The 14,207-nt window shown below is 67.4% G+C and carries 11 protein-coding genes; 10 read left to right on the plus strand and 1 reads right to left on the minus strand.

The window, feature by feature from the left end:
- Window positions 1-24: 24 nt before the first annotated feature.
- Window positions 25-1,221, minus strand: coding sequence for a hypothetical protein (locus ACXJKM_RS06580; protein WP_457351116.1), 1,197 nt, complete (start codon window positions 1,219-1,221; stop codon window positions 25-27).
- A 251-nt stretch (window positions 1,222-1,472) separates the two neighbouring features.
- Between ACXJKM_RS06580 and ACXJKM_RS06585 the strand changes: the two genes are divergently transcribed.
- The 10 genes from ACXJKM_RS06585 (at window position 1,473) to ACXJKM_RS06630 (ending at window position 13,873) form a co-directional block, all read left to right on the plus strand.
- Window positions 1,473-2,573 (plus strand): SGNH/GDSL hydrolase family protein, encoded by a 1,101-nt coding sequence (locus ACXJKM_RS06585; protein ID WP_457351118.1) that lies wholly within the window; start codon window positions 1,473-1,475, stop codon window positions 2,571-2,573.
- Window positions 2,574-2,590: 17 nt separating this feature from the next.
- The gene (locus ACXJKM_RS06590) at window positions 2,591-3,253 is read left to right on the plus strand and encodes a hypothetical protein (protein WP_457351120.1); all 663 of its coding nucleotides are present in this window, start codon (window positions 2,591-2,593) and stop codon (window positions 3,251-3,253) included.
- Between the two features lie 11 nt (window positions 3,254-3,264).
- The gene (lnt, locus tag ACXJKM_RS06595; protein WP_457351122.1) at window positions 3,265-5,697 is read left to right on the plus strand and encodes an apolipoprotein N-acyltransferase; all 2,433 of its coding nucleotides are present in this window, start codon (window positions 3,265-3,267) and stop codon (window positions 5,695-5,697) included.
- A 94-nt stretch (window positions 5,698-5,791) separates the two neighbouring features.
- Complete coding sequence (locus tag ACXJKM_RS06600) at window positions 5,792-6,586, plus strand: helix-turn-helix transcriptional regulator (protein ID WP_457351124.1); 795 nt, start codon at window positions 5,792-5,794, stop codon at window positions 6,584-6,586.
- 89 nt (window positions 6,587-6,675) lie between these two features.
- The gene (locus ACXJKM_RS06605) at window positions 6,676-7,197 is read left to right on the plus strand and encodes a (2Fe-2S)-binding protein (RefSeq protein WP_056191902.1); all 522 of its coding nucleotides are present in this window, start codon (window positions 6,676-6,678) and stop codon (window positions 7,195-7,197) included.
- Window positions 7,194-8,183: an FAD binding domain-containing protein gene (locus ACXJKM_RS06610; RefSeq protein WP_457321984.1), complete on the plus strand. Its 990-nt coding sequence runs from the start codon at window positions 7,194-7,196 to the stop codon at window positions 8,181-8,183. The genes ACXJKM_RS06605 and ACXJKM_RS06610 overlap by 4 nt, the downstream gene beginning before the upstream one ends.
- Window positions 8,180-10,354, plus strand: coding sequence for a xanthine dehydrogenase family protein molybdopterin-binding subunit (locus ACXJKM_RS06615; RefSeq protein ID WP_457351126.1), 2,175 nt, complete (start codon window positions 8,180-8,182; stop codon window positions 10,352-10,354). Before ACXJKM_RS06610 ends, ACXJKM_RS06615 begins: the two co-directional genes overlap by 4 nt.
- Window positions 10,355-10,464: 110 nt before the next feature.
- Window positions 10,465-11,121 (plus strand): TetR/AcrR family transcriptional regulator, encoded by a 657-nt coding sequence (locus ACXJKM_RS06620; RefSeq protein WP_082532361.1) that lies wholly within the window; start codon window positions 10,465-10,467, stop codon window positions 11,119-11,121.
- A 204-nt stretch (window positions 11,122-11,325) separates the two neighbouring features.
- Window positions 11,326-12,120 carry an alpha/beta fold hydrolase gene (locus ACXJKM_RS06625; RefSeq protein WP_056191898.1) on the plus strand — a complete coding sequence of 265 codons (795 nt, stop codon included), beginning with the start codon at window positions 11,326-11,328 and terminating at the stop codon, window positions 12,118-12,120.
- 253 nt (window positions 12,121-12,373) lie between these two features.
- Window positions 12,374-13,873 (plus strand): FAD-dependent monooxygenase, encoded by a 1,500-nt coding sequence (locus tag ACXJKM_RS06630; RefSeq protein ID WP_457351129.1) that lies wholly within the window; start codon window positions 12,374-12,376, stop codon window positions 13,871-13,873.
- The last annotated feature ends 334 nt before the right edge of the window (window positions 13,874-14,207 follow it).

Below are 14,207 nucleotides of genomic sequence, written 5' to 3' on the forward strand. Positions count from 1 at the left end.
GGAGCAGCCGTCTGCCGGCGTCACTCAGCGCCAGAGCGCCGGTTGCGGCGACCAGCCCTCGGCTGATGACGCTTCCACCAGCGCCGCCGCGCAGGCGCCCAGGTCCAGCCCCAGCGCGTCACGCGCCGCGCTGCCACCTGCGTCGGTCGCGTGAGCGGCCGCGCGCACGAAAGCAGCAAAGCCGTCCCAGTCCCGCGACATTTGCTCCACCAGGATGCGCGCCAGCTCATAGGACAGCAGCGTGTCATCGTCGGCGCGCAGGAAGGATTCGCCCGACCACAGCCGCTGCACCTTGGCCGCATTCCAGTGGTCGCGCAGTAGGCCGTGCAATTCCGGCGCCGTGTGCAGCGAGGGCTGCGCACCGGCCACACGGCGTTCGCTGTTGACGGCGATGCCCTCGTCCAGCCAGCGCGGCAGCCTCAGGTGAGCCAACGCGCTGTGCGTCAGCTCGTGCGCAATGACGGGCTCGATAGCGCCGAGATGGGCACGCACCACGACGAAGTGCGGACAGCCGGCATCTATGAACATGCCCCCTGAAACGGCAAACTCGCCGTCCGGGTAGTAAAGCGAAACATAGCGGTAGTAGTCGTCCTCGCTGTTGAGCACCAGAACAAGGCTGCGCTGGCCCGCAGGGAAGCTCGCAAGCGGCCCCAGCAGCCGCTCGATGCGTCTGCGGGCCGTATGTACGTAGGCGGCGGTCGCGCGCTCCTCGCGCTCGTTCAGCGGCGACAGCACCATGGCCTCCTCCGTCTCCAGCAGGCCCATCTGCGGCCCCAGCGCCTCGCCCAGGTGCAGCAGCCAGGCCCGGCGCCCGGCCTCAAGCGCAGCGATGCGCTGCTCGTCACTTGCATGGCTGGTCTCGTCGCCCGCTGCCCAGCGGTTCAGGGCGCGCCAGTCCAGCACCGGCAGTTCGTGGCCCCATTGCAAATGGTCCATGACTGAAAAACTCGCACCCCTCGCCGCGTGAGCCAATTCCTCGGGCGCCGGACCCTGCCCGTTGCTGCGATCGCGATAGCCCGCGTCCGCGACGACCTTGTCCACCACACGACGCCATGGTGTGGACAGGAAGGCGATGAAGGCGCCTCCCAACGGGAACAGCCAGATCGCCACCAGCAGCATGCCCACCGGCAGGTGTATCCGCCGCCCCGTCGCGATGACGCGGCGCGACACCAGCACATTCACAACCAGCAAGACTGCTAGAAAAACGACAAATTCAGTCATGAAGCGGTAGCCAGAGATTGTTGGGCTCGAACTGCAAGTGCGCGATCTTCGCCGCGGCTTCGACACGTCGATTTGGTCGTATTACCAGGGTTCCCCCGTCCCTCTTGCTGCACCGCACACAGAGGGAATGTCCCCGATTCACCCCGAAGGTGGGGTGCTAGCGTGAAGTGTTGTTCGTGGTTCCGGCCTGCCCACGCGGCGGCCGGGCGCTCTGTTGGTTCCCGTCGCAAACACCAAGCTAGGAGACACAGATGAGGACTTCCCTTCGCGCGGTCCTGGGCCGCGCCGCCTGCCGCCTGGGCGTACCACTGCTTGCGGTCATATGCGCCACACCGGCCGCCGCCAGCACGCTGACGCAGAACGTGTCCTGGACCATCAACCGCACAGGCACGACCGCCAAATACCGCGTCGTCGCCTATGGCGATTCCATCTATGCCGGCTACAACGGCTCGGTGCTGAATGCCGCCAAATACGCGGCGCCCACGGTGGACGCGGAATACCTTGCGGCCAAGTGGAATGCAAGCATCGAGAGCGTGCGCCGCGCCAAGTCCGGCGCCGTCGCCTCCGACGTTTACAGCAACAAGATCGTGGCCGAGAAGTCGTACATGCAGGCGGCGTCCACCCGCGTCGTCACCTTCGAGATGTGTGGCAACGACGGCCTGCAGGCCCGCTCCGCCTTCAAGAGCCAGACCGGCACCTGCAACTACGCAGGCATGGACGCCGCCGTGAACAGCTGCAAGACCTATGTGGCTGCCGCCATGGACTTCATCAACGCCAATGCCTATGCCGGCGTGAAGCTCAAGCAGATCTCCAACCTGCACTACCCCGGCTACAACGCCGACAACACGCAGAGCAGCTGCAAGGACGCCAGCACCGGCGCCACTGTGAACATGCGCGATCGCTTCCTGCCCAAGATTGCGACGATGAACTACTGGATGTGCGAGTACGCGCGCCAGAAGGGCTTCAATTGCGCCGACAACTTCGCGCAGTACATGGGCGCGGACTACGACAGCAACGGCGACGGCATCATCGATTCCGGCGCCCTGCGCTATGTGGCCGGCGAGAGCGAGGCCAGCTACGTGACTCGCATCACGACGACGCTGAAATCGACCATCCGCGACGCCAACGCCAAGTTCGTCTCCAGCAGCAGCAGCTACGACTACATCCAGTCCGACGACACCCACCCGACCTACAGCGGCGGCACTGTGTCCGCCGGCATCTTCGGCGGTACCACCGGATCGGGCGCGGCGCGCTACACGTCATTCACGAACGGCAAGAGCCCCATCTGGAACCAGTACGGGCATGAGCGCATGGGCTGGGCGATTTCGACGTCCAACCCGGCGGCGCCATGAACTGAACGCGGGCTGTCATGACGCGACCCAACGACCGCCACAACACCACCTGGGGGCCCTCCCCCTGGGTGCTGGTGGTTGCGATCGCCGTGGTAGTTGGTGGGCTCGCCTGGTGGTGGCCGGCGGCTGAGGCACCCGCATCGCCAGCGGTTGCTGCGGCACCGACTCAGCCGGCATCAGTGGCTGCCCAGACACCCACCGCCTGGGCCAGTGCCCCGGATACAACGGTCGCCGTGGTCATGACCGGGACGGCCACTGCGCCGGTCGCCCGCATCCCGCGTCTGCGCGACCCCAACGGCGACCAGACGCCCGACCTGGCCGACTACATCAACGAGGGCGAGCGCCCCACCATGGCTGAAGTGATCCAGCGCCTGCATGCAGCCGGCGTGCGCACCGGTCTCGGCGCCTTCAATCCCCCCGGCACGCGCCCGCCGCTGATCGGCCTGGCCGTGCCCGAGAACTTCGAGTTGCCGCCCGGCTATGTGCGCCACCACCAGGCCACCGACGACGGCCAGCGCATCGAGCCCATGCTGATGTTCTCGCCGGATGCGCAGACGCTGGTCATCAATGGCCGCAGCGTCGCCGTGCCGGCCGACCGCGTCGTGCCGCCTGAACTGGCGCCGCCGGGGTTGCCGATCCGGCGCATCGTCGTGCCGGCGCCGGTGGACGGCCCGCGTTGACGCTCGCTGCCTTGCCCAGCCGGCTCGCCCGCAGCCGGTGGACAGGCGTCGTCGCGGCCGCGCTGCTCTGCGGTCTGTACGCCCGCGGCGGGCCGGCATGGATGCTGGGCTTCGTCGCTTTGGTGCCCTGGCTGCGCACGCTGGATGCCGAAGCCCGTCTGGGCCACACGTTGCTCGGTGCGTGGGCCATGTCGGTCGCTTACACGGCCGCGGTGTTCTTCTGGTTCGGCAGCGCGCTCGGCGCCTACACGCAGATCGGCACGGGTGCGGGCCTGGCGCTGCTCCTGCTCGCCGCGCCGCTGTTCCAGCCGCAGATCCTCGTCTTCGCCGTCGTGCGCCACCTGGTGCGCCGCCATCACGGCGTGACCCTCGCCGCATGCATCGGCGCGACCGCCTGGGTCGCGGCCGAATGGGCGCTGCCGCATGTGCTGGGCGACACGCTGGGCCACGGCCTCTACCCCGCGCCGCTGCTGCGCCAGGCCGCCGAGCTGGGCGGCGCCACCGGGCTGACCGTCGTGCTGCTGCTGGCCAACGAGGCCATCGCCGCCGCACTGGCGCGTCGTCGCGAAGGCCTGCGCGCGATGGTTGTGCCGCTGGTGCTTGCTGCCGTCGGCCCACTGCTGCTGGCCGGCTATGGCCTCTTCGCGCTGCAACCTGAGCAAACCTCAGCAGCCAAGCCACTGCGCATGGGCCTGGTGCAGTCCAACATCACCGACTACGAGCGCCTGCGCCGCGACAAGGGTGCTGCCGCCGTCGTGCGTGAAGTCCTTGATACGCACTTCGCCATGAGCTACGACGCCGTCGAGCGCCAGCATGTCGACGCGGTGCTGTGGTCCGAGACCGTCTACCCCACCAGCTTCGGCCAGCCCAAGAGCGCGGCCGGTGCCAAACTGGACGCCGAGATCCAGGCCATCGTCGACGCGGCCGGAGTGCCCTTCGTGTTCGGCACCTACGACCGCGATGAGGTGGGCGAATACAACGCCGCCGCCTTCGTGTCGCCCCGCAGCGGCTTGGCTGGCATGTACCGCAAGACGCGGCTCTTTCCGTTCACCGAATACCTGCCCGAGTGGCTGGACAACGCCACCGTGCGGGGCTGGCTGCCCGGCGCCGGCAGCTGGCGGCCGGGCAGCGGCGTGCGCGTCTTCCCGCTGCGCCTGGCCGATAGGCGCGAGGTGCCCGTGTTACCGCTGATCTGCCTTGACGACACCGACTCCGGCCTCGCCATCGCCGGCGCACGCCTGGGCGCGCAAGTCATCCTGACCATGTCCAACGACTCGTGGTTCACTGACCACGAGCAAGGCGCCGCACTGCACCAGGCCGTCGCAGCCTTTCGCAGCATCGAGACCCGCCTGCCGCAGTTCCGCGTCACGACCAATGGCTTCAGCGCCGTCATCGATGCCCGCGGCACCGTCATCGCCGCCACGCGCATGGGCGAACGCACCCTCGTCATCGGCGACCTGCCAGTGCGCGACCCGGCGCCCACGCTGATGGTCCGCTGGGGCGACTGGGTCGGGCGCGCGGCGGCGGTCTTCATTGCCGGACTGGCGATGTGGTCGGTGCTGCGGCGTTGGGTGGGTATCTCTCCCGTCGAGTTGCCAGCCACTCTTGCGAGCCAGTTCGTCGTGCTGCCCCCTGCCGCCCGCGCCGTGGCGGGCCTGCTGCAGCTGATCTCGCGCGGCGGCGCGCTGGCCATGGGTGCAATCTGGCTGTGGGGCGATGGCACGCTGCAGACCAACACCCTCGCGCTGCTGCGCATGTTCACGGCCCTGTGCCTCATCCCCGAGGCAGCGGCCTGGGCCCTGTTGCGCGCCTGCACAGCCCAGGTCACGCTGGCGGAAGGCTTACTGGTGCTGACGCGCGGCTCGCGGCGACTGGAGGTCCCACTGAGCGACATCGCCGCCATCGAGCCTTGGTGCTTGCACCTGCCTGGCTCAGGCGCCTCGCTGCGTCTGAACTCAGGCGAGCGCTGGCTCCACGGCCTCGCCCTGCCCGACCCCTGGGCCCTGGCCCGTGCCCTCGGGCTGCCCATGCATGAACAGCCTGCCTGGCTTGCCTGGTGGGCCTACGCCCGCAGCCGCGCACAACTGCCGCCCAGCCGCCTCGCCCAGCCGGCGTTCAAGTTCCTGCTGCTGCCTTTCCTGCTGGCCGTGCCCGCCTTCCAGCTGCACCAGAAGATCGCCTACGGCAGCGCCTTCGGGGAGTTCTACAGCTACGGGCTGGCGGCCTACCTGACGGCCTTTGCGCTGTGGTGGGCGGCCTGGATTGCCGGCGTGGTGCTGTGCGCGGCTGCGGTGCGGGCGGTGATCGAGTTGGGCGCGTTTGCTGGCTGGCTGGTACTCCCGGGGTGGGCGACAGCGGCGCGCGCGGGGCTGGAACGACTCGGGTTGCTGGCGCTATATCTGGGGTTGCCCGCTTGGTTGTTGCTGCGGACTGTGCCCGGTTGAATCCGCCGCCTATCAGCGACATTCACTTCTCCGCCTTGATTGCCGAGAAGCTGTCACACGCTGGCAGTCGATTGCGAGGCCTGATAATTTTCACGTGACCCTCGATGCACGCAAGGAACTGGCAGTCTTCCTCACCAGCCGCCGGGCTCGCCTGGGGCCGGCCGACGTGGGACTGCCGAGCGGCGCGCGGCGTCGCGCTCGCGGGCTTCGCCGCGAGGAGGTCGCGGCGCTGGCCGGCATCGGCGTCACCTGGTACACGTGGCTTGAACAGGCGCGGCCCATTCGCGTTTCGGCGAGCGCACTCGAACGGGTAGCCGACGCGTTGCGCCTGGGCAGCACCGAACGGGCGCACCTGTTGGCGCTCGCGGGCCACCCTGCGCCGGCTGTCGAGTCAGCCGCCATCGGCCGCGTCGTGGACGACCTTTCAGCGCTGGTCGGATCATTGACCTTGCCGGCCTACCTGAAGACGAAACGTTGGGATCTGCTGGCGTGGAACGAACCGCTGTGTCAGCTCTTCGGCGACTTCGGCAGCCTGCCGGCCGAGGCGCGCAACCAGTTATGGCTCACCTTCACGAGCCCGCTCTACCGCGAGCGGATGGCGGACTGGGAGATCGACGCGCGGGACGTGCTCGCGCGCTTCCGTGTCGACTTCGGCCGCTCGAACGGGGACCCCGGCTTTGCAACCTTGGTCGCGCGCACCGCGGCGGCAAGCCCCGAGTTCCGCGCCTGGTGGGCTCATCACGACGTGGTGGCCGATCGATCGACCGTTCGAAAGACGCTACGGCACCCCGTGCATGGCGAGGTCCCCTACAACATCACGTCCTTCACGCCCGACGGAGCTCCCGACTTGCGGCTCACCATCTTCAGGCCCGAACCACCCGTGGTGTGACGGCGCGGTCAGTTCCGCAAGCCGGGTAGTGGCGATACCCGTATGGCGACCGCACTTGTTGGGTGACGCAGCGTCGATATCCTCGACGCATGCGAACCGAATCTTTCCCACCCGCCGTCGATCCAGGTGTTGCCGGCAACGCCGATGACCGCACGTCTGTGTGCCTGTCGATCAACGGCCGAGCCCACACGCTCACGGTGCCGGCTTCGACCACGTTGCTGGACCTGTTGCGCGACCACTTGGGGCTGGCGGGTACGAAGAAGGGCTGCAGCATGGGCGCCTGCGGTGCTTGCACCGTGCTCGCCGACGGGCGCCGCATCAACGCCTGCCTGACGTTGGCGGCCATGCAGGACGGACGCGAGATCACGACGATTGAAGGTGTGGCGCGCGACGGCCTGACGCACCCACTGCAGCAGGCTTTCATCGACTGCGACGCACTGCAGTGCGGCTACTGCACGCCGGGGCAGATCGTTTCAGCACTCGGCCTCCTCCAAGAGGACGGCGTGACGGATCGCGGCAGTGTCGAGGCCTCGATGAGCGGCAACCTGTGCCGATGCGGCGCTTACCCGAACATCGTCGACGCAATACTCCAGGTGGTGGGCCAACGATGACCCTGCACCCGTTCTCGTATGTGAGGGCGGTCGACCTGCAATCCGCGCTTGTCGCGGTGCAGGCCGAACCGGGTGCGGCTTTCATTGCCGGCGGCACGGAGTTGATCCCTTTGCACAAGGCCGGCCTCGCCTCGTTGACGCGGGTCGTGGACATCGGTCGGTTGCCGCTAGCCACAGTGGCGATTGACGATGGCACGTTGTCGATCGGCGCGCTGGCACGCTTGAGCGACGTTGCGGCAAACGCGGACGTGCGCCGCGAAGCGCCGGCCGTCGCGCAGGCGCTGCTCGCAAGCGCTTCACCGCAAGTGCGGCACATGGCCACTGTCGGAGGCAACCTGCTGCAACGAACCCGCTGCAGCTACTTCCGCAACGGCTTGGCCCTCTGCAACAAGCGGCAGCCGGCCAGCGGCTGCGGCGCCATCGACGGTGAAAACCGCCTGCATGCGGTATTCGGCGCGAGTGCACACTGCGTCGCGACGCATGCGTCGGACCTGGCAGTCGCGCTCATTGCGGCCGACGCCCAGTTGCGTCTGATCGGGCCGCGCGGCGAGCGGCGCCTTGCGCTGCAGCGCTTGTATCGCCTGCCGGGCGACCGGCCCGAATGCGAGACCAACCTTGAACCCGGCGAACTGATCACTCACGTCGAGTTGCGGCTTGCGCCTTGCATGCGGCAATCGAGCTATCTGAAGCTGCGCGACCGTGAGTCGTTCGAGTTCGCCGTCGTTTCGGTTGCTGCCGGCCTGTCAATCGCCGATGGCATCGTGCGCGCAGCGTGCATCGCGGCCGGGGGCGTCGGCACGGTGCCGTGGCGGCTGCCCGCTTGCGAAGAGGCGCTGCTCGGCGCTCGCTGCGACGACGAGAGTCTGCAACGTGCTGCCGAGTTGGCCTCGGTCGGGGCGGCGCCGCTGCGTCACAACGCATTCAAGGTAGATCTGCTGCCCCGTGCGGTACTGCGCGCGCTACTGCAGACAAGGGACCGGTCATGACCGTACCTGAGCGTCCAAACGGTCGTGCCACGCCGCGGCTGGAAGCCGAACTGAAGGTGACCGGCGCAGCCCGCTACGCTGCCGAACAAACAGTCCAGGGACTGCTTCACGCGGCGCTCGTGCAGGCAGATGTGCCCAGCGGCGTGGTGCGCAACGTCGATGCCACTGCCGCGCTGGCAATGCCGGGGGTGGTCGCGTTGCTCTGGCACGCAAACGCGCCGAGGGTCCGCAATGGCGGTTTTCTTGCGCTGCTGCAGGACGCGACCGTTCATTTCGCCGGGCAGCCCGTTGCGCTGGTGATCGCTGAGTCGCCGCAGCAGGCGCTGCGCGCCGCTGCGGCCGTGAAAGTCGATATCGAACCGGCACCGGCCATCACCGCGATGAACGCCGCGCTCGGCGAAGTGGTTTCACCCAAAGAGGCGGCCGGCGGTGTGGCTGTGGACAGCCGCCGCGGCGAGCCCGAACGCGAGTTGACGCAAGCTGCGCACGTCCTCGCGCAGCGCTACACCACGCCGACGCACAACCACCTTCCGCTCGAACCGCACGCCGTCGTCACCCATTGGGAGCAGGGCCGCCTCACGGTGCACACCTCCACCCAGGCGGTGTTCGGCTCGCGACGCATTCTTGCGCATTGTTTTGATTTGCCGCCGGAGCGGGTGCGCGTCGTCGCCCAGTACGTCGGGGGTGGCTTCGGATCCAAGGGTCGCGCGTGGTTTCCGGCGCTGGTGTTGGGAGTCATGGCGGCGCGGCACGTGCAGCGACCCGTTCGGTTAGAGCTGACGCGCGCACAAATGTTCTGTGTAGTCGGCAGGCGGCAGGAGACGGTGCAGGACCTGAAGATCGGCATGGATGCCGATGGCCGTCTGCGTGCCATCGTGCACGACGCGCTTGCGCAGACGTCGACATTCGCAGAACACCTCGATCCAGTCGCGACCCCGAGTCGGGTGCTGTACGGCTGCGCCCATGTGGCGACCACGCAGCGCCTGGTGCGCGTGAATGCACCGCAGCCGAACCCGATGCGCGCCCCGGGAGAAGGCCCTGGAAGCTTTGCGCTCGAATCGGCGCTCGACGAGTTGGCCCACCGACTCGACATCGATCCGCTCGAACTGCGTTTGCGCAACCTCGCCGAGCGCGACATGCACACCGACCTGCCCTGGTCCAGCAACGGCCTGGAGACATGTCTGCGCGTCGCAGCCGATGCCTTCGGGTGGTCGCGTCGCCCGCGCAAGCCGCAGCAGTGGCAGCAAAATCATTCGTGGGTCGGCTGGGGCATGGCGTCCGCGCTGTACCCGGTGTTTCGCATGGCGTGCGAAGCCAGCGTCGGCTTGAGCCGCGAAGGCGTGGTGTGTGTGCGGTGCGGCACGCAGGACATCGGCACCGGCACGTTGACGGTGCTGGCGCAAATTGCAGCGGAAGCGGTGGGCGTACCGCTCGCTGCCGTGCAAGTCGAACTCGGTGACACCGATCTGCCCGAGGGGCCGTACTCCGGTGGCTCCATCGCGACAGCCAGCTTCACCCCGGCGGTGGAAGAGGCGGCCCGTGGGCTGAAGAAGCGCATCCTCGCGAACGTGGTGGCCGATCTCGATTCGCCCTTGTACGGCCTTGCGAGCGATCAGGTCACGCTCGTGGAAGGGCTGCTGCACAGCCGCATCGACACTCGCCGGCAAACACTCGCCGCTTGGGCGGCCACCCCCGCCGCGCAAGGACTGCAGGTCCATGCCCGGACCGCGCCCGCCGAGCGGCCGGCCTACAGCGCCTATGGCTTCGGCGCGGTTTTCGCCGAAGTTCACGTCGATGCGACGCTGGGCACCGTACGTGTCACCCGGATCACAGCGGCGTACGCGGCGGGCCGGATATTGAACCCGATGCTTGCGCGCAGCCAGTACGTCGGCGGGATCGGGATGGCGCTGCACGAGGCCACGCTGATGGACCAGGCGTCGGGTCGCGTCGTCAACACCAGCTTGAGCGACTACCTCGTGCCCGTCCACGCCGATATGCCGCGCTTCGACATTCACATCGTCGAAGAAGACGACCCTCACCTCGCCGGCGGCATCAAGGGCATTGGCATGCTGGGGACGGTGGGCACCGCCGCAGCGATTGCGAACGCGGTGTTCCATGCGACCGGCCGCCGCCTGCGCGATCTCCCGATTCGCCTCGAACACCTGCTCTAGCGCTTGGAGAACAAGTCATCAGCCAGACGACAACAGGTTTTCATCGCCGCTTGACTCCATACCGGTTGGTATGTAGATTACATACCAACCGGTATGCAGGAGGGCGTGCGATGGCAACGACTTCGAGAGAGCGTTTGTTGGATGCGGCGGTGAATCTGATCCGCATCAAGGGCTACGCGGCGATGCGCGTGGAAGACGTCTGCGAAGCCACGGGCCTCACGAAGGGCAGCTTCTTCCACCACTTCGCGAGCAAGGAAGACCTCGCCATGGCGGCGGCCGAGCGCTTCTCGGCCAAGGCCGACCTGATGTTCTCGCGTGCGGCCTTCCGAGACGAACCCGACCCGCTGGCGCGGCTGCTGGCCTATGTGGACTTCCGCCGTGGCGCGATGCAAGGCGACCTGGCCGCGTTCACCTGCCTGCTTGGCATGCTGGCGCAGGAAACGTACTCGACGCATCCGCATCTGAGCGAAGCCAGCGGCCAGCACATCCAGGAGCACGCCGCGACTCTGGAGCCGGACATCGAAGCGGCAAAGGCATCTCACGCACCGCACGCCGAGTGGAGCGCACACAGCCTGGCGATGTTCACCCAGGCCGTCGTGCAAGGCGCCTTCGTGCTGGCCAAGTCGCAGCATGACCCGGCGGTTGCAGCCGATTGTCTGGACCATCTGCGCCGCTACCTCGAACTGACCTTCAACAAGCCACAGGCGCCCCCCAAGGCCGCACCGGCGCAGCGCGGGTCACGCGTTGGCGCCCGGCGCAAGACCTAGCGCTTCCCCACTTCCGCGCATTGCCTGTCTGGCGGCCTCCGTGAGCCGCCGGGGTCGGCTCGCGCCTTCGACGACCCAAAGGAGAGCTTCATGTTCGAAAGACGCCGCTTTCTCACCGCCTTGGCCGCCGCCGCACTGCCGGCAAGGGCTTTTTCCGCCGTCACTCCGGCGGCCCCCACCACCCTCGCATCAGGAGCAACGACCATGACATCGCAGAGCCCCAAGACCGCCTACGCCTCGATCCACGGCCAGAAGATGTACTACGAGGTGCACGGCAACGGCAAGCCGCTGGTGCTGCTGCATGGCGGGGTTGCCGCCAGCGAGGCCTTCGGCGCCAATCTGCCTCTTCTGGCCGCCTCGCATCAGGTCATCGCCGTGCACATGCAAGGCCACGGACACACCCGCGACGTTGACCGGCCGCTGCGCTTCGAGACGCTTGCCGATGATGTTGCGGCCCTGATCGAGCACCTCGGCCTGAAGAAGGCTGCGGTGATGGGCTATTCGCTCGGCGGGGGCGTGGCACTGCAGCTCGCGATTCGCCACCCCTCCCTGGTCGACCGCCTGGTCGTCGTTTCCCAAGCCATGAAGCGCTCGGCCTGGTTCCCCGAAGTGCTCGCCGCCTTCGACCAGATGGCCACCAATGCGCCCATGATCGGCGGCCATCTCAAGCAGTCGCCGATGGGCAAGCTCTACCCGGAGGTCGACTGGGAACAGCTGATGCGCCGCATCGCCGAGATGGAAAGTCACGACTACGACTGGTCGGCCGCGGTCGCCGGCATCAAGGCACCGACGATGCTCATCTTTGCCGACGCAGACGCCATGCGGCCGGAGCACATCGTCGAGTTCTACAAGCTGCTCGGCGGTGGGCAGCGCGATGCCGGACTGGATGGCTCGCAGCGCGCGCCTGCCCAACTGGCCATCGTGCCTGGGGCCAGCCACTACAACATCCTTGCGACCGATGCAGTCGGGAGGCTCTCAGCTTCGTTCCTGACGTCGTGATGGCGGGCCGGACCGTTGGAGTTGCCTGCAGACATGGAGACACTTCAGCGTCAAGGCGCTGGGAAATTCTGAGCTATGTTCCGGCGGCGGTCGCTGACGAGTTGTCGAACTTGTCTCGACGGCGAGCTGAAGAACGGTTTCGATGCAAAGGTCCAGCCCCGCAGAGATCCGGCAGGATGCGGCCGGTGCGAAGCAGCAGCCAGGATTGCTTTCGACTGAGCCGGCCTATGCTTTATCTTGGAGCACACGAGCGATGACCGAGCATGCGGTGGTGATCGCCGGCGCGGGCCCGACAGGGCTGATGTTGGCGGGCGAATTGGCACTGGCAGGGGTGGACGTCGCCGTCGTCGAACGCCGGCCCAACCAAGAACTCTCCGGCGCGCGTGCCCAAGGACTCTCCTCGCGCACCATTGAAGTGCTCGACCAGCGCGGCATCGCAGATCGATTCCTCTCGGCGGGGCAAATCGCGCAGGTCACGGGCTTCGCCGTCACCCGTTTGGACATCAGCGACTTCCCGACCCGCCACAACTATGGGCTTGCGCTGCGGCAGAAGCACATCGAGCGCATCCTCGCCGACTGGGTCACCGAGCTCAAGGTGCCCATCCTCTACGGCCGAGAACTTACGGGCTTCGTGCAGCACGACGCGGCTGTCGACGTCGCCCTCGCAGACGGTCGGTCACTGAGGGCGCAATATCTCATCGGGTGCGACGGTGGGCGCAGCCTCGTACGCAAGATGGCGGGCATCGACTTCGCGGGCTGGGATGCGACGACAAGCAACGTCCTCGCGGAAGTGGAGATGACGGAGAAGCCGCCGTACGGCGTGCATCGGTCGCTCGCGGGCACGCACGCCTTCAGCCGGTCGGAATACGAGATCAAAGGCGGAGAAATCAAATACAAGGACGTCGGCCCCATCGGCGTCATGGTGACCGAACCGAACACGAATGCAGCCACCGAACCGACGCTGCGCGATCTCAAGGAACTGCTCATCGCCGCGTGCGGCACCGACTACGGCGTCCACAGCCCAACCTGGATCTCCAGGTTCACGGACATGACGCGGCAGGCTACGGCGTATCGCAGGGGACGCGTGTTGCTCGCCGGCGATGCCGCGCACATTCACTCCCCGATCGGCGGGCTGGGGCTCAATACGGGCCTGCAGGATGCGGTGAACCTCGGGTGGAAGCTGGCACAGGTGATCAAGGGCACGTCACCGGACAAGCTGCTCGACACGTATCACGCCGAGCGCCACCCGGTTGGCGCTCGCGTGCTCAAGACCACGATGGCGCAAGTTGCGCTGCACCGCGAGGACGATCGCACGCTGGCCGTGCGCGACATCGTGGGCGAGCTCCTCAAGATGGAGGAGCCGCGCAAGCGAGTCGCTGCGGAGATGTCCGGCCTGGGCATCCACTATGACCTTGGCAAGGGCCACCCCCTGCTCGGACGCCGCATGCCCGATCTCGACTTGGTCTCCGCGATCGGCCCGCTGCGCGTCTTTTCCCTGCTGCATGGTGCCCGACCGGTGCTGCTCAACGTCGGTGAGCCCGGGAGCTTTGACATCGCTGCCTGGGCAGATCGGGTTCGGCTGGTCGACGCAAAGTACATAGGTACGTGGGAGCTTCCGGCAGTCGGGGTGGTCACTGCGCCCGACGCGGTGTTGATTCGACCCGACGGCCATGTTGCTTGGGTCGGAAACACACCTCGGGTCGGGCTCGTCGACGCACTGACCACCTGGTTCGGGCCGCCCGCGGCGGCGTAGCGCATCCGGCTCGATGGTGCGGCGCGACAGGGCAATCGTTGCCTTCTGTCTCGCTTGCCGTCAGCTAGCGTGCGGGACTCAGTGGCGCCCGGAGAAGGCCCTGAATCAGGGGCTCCGAATAGAACTCTCCGCCGCTCTCACTGCCCGCCACAGCGGCACCGGCGCCATCGCATAGCCCCTGACGCGCTTGAAGCCACGGGCGTAGAAGGCCGCGATAGACCGTCACATCGCACTGGGCATGAGGGTCTCCGCGTCGCCTTCGTGGATCCAGGGATCGCGCTCACAGCAAACGGGCCGCGGTGGTAGCCGCGGCGCCGCCTCCGATATGCTCCCG

The organism is Roseateles sp. P5_D6, from assembly GCF_054049415.1.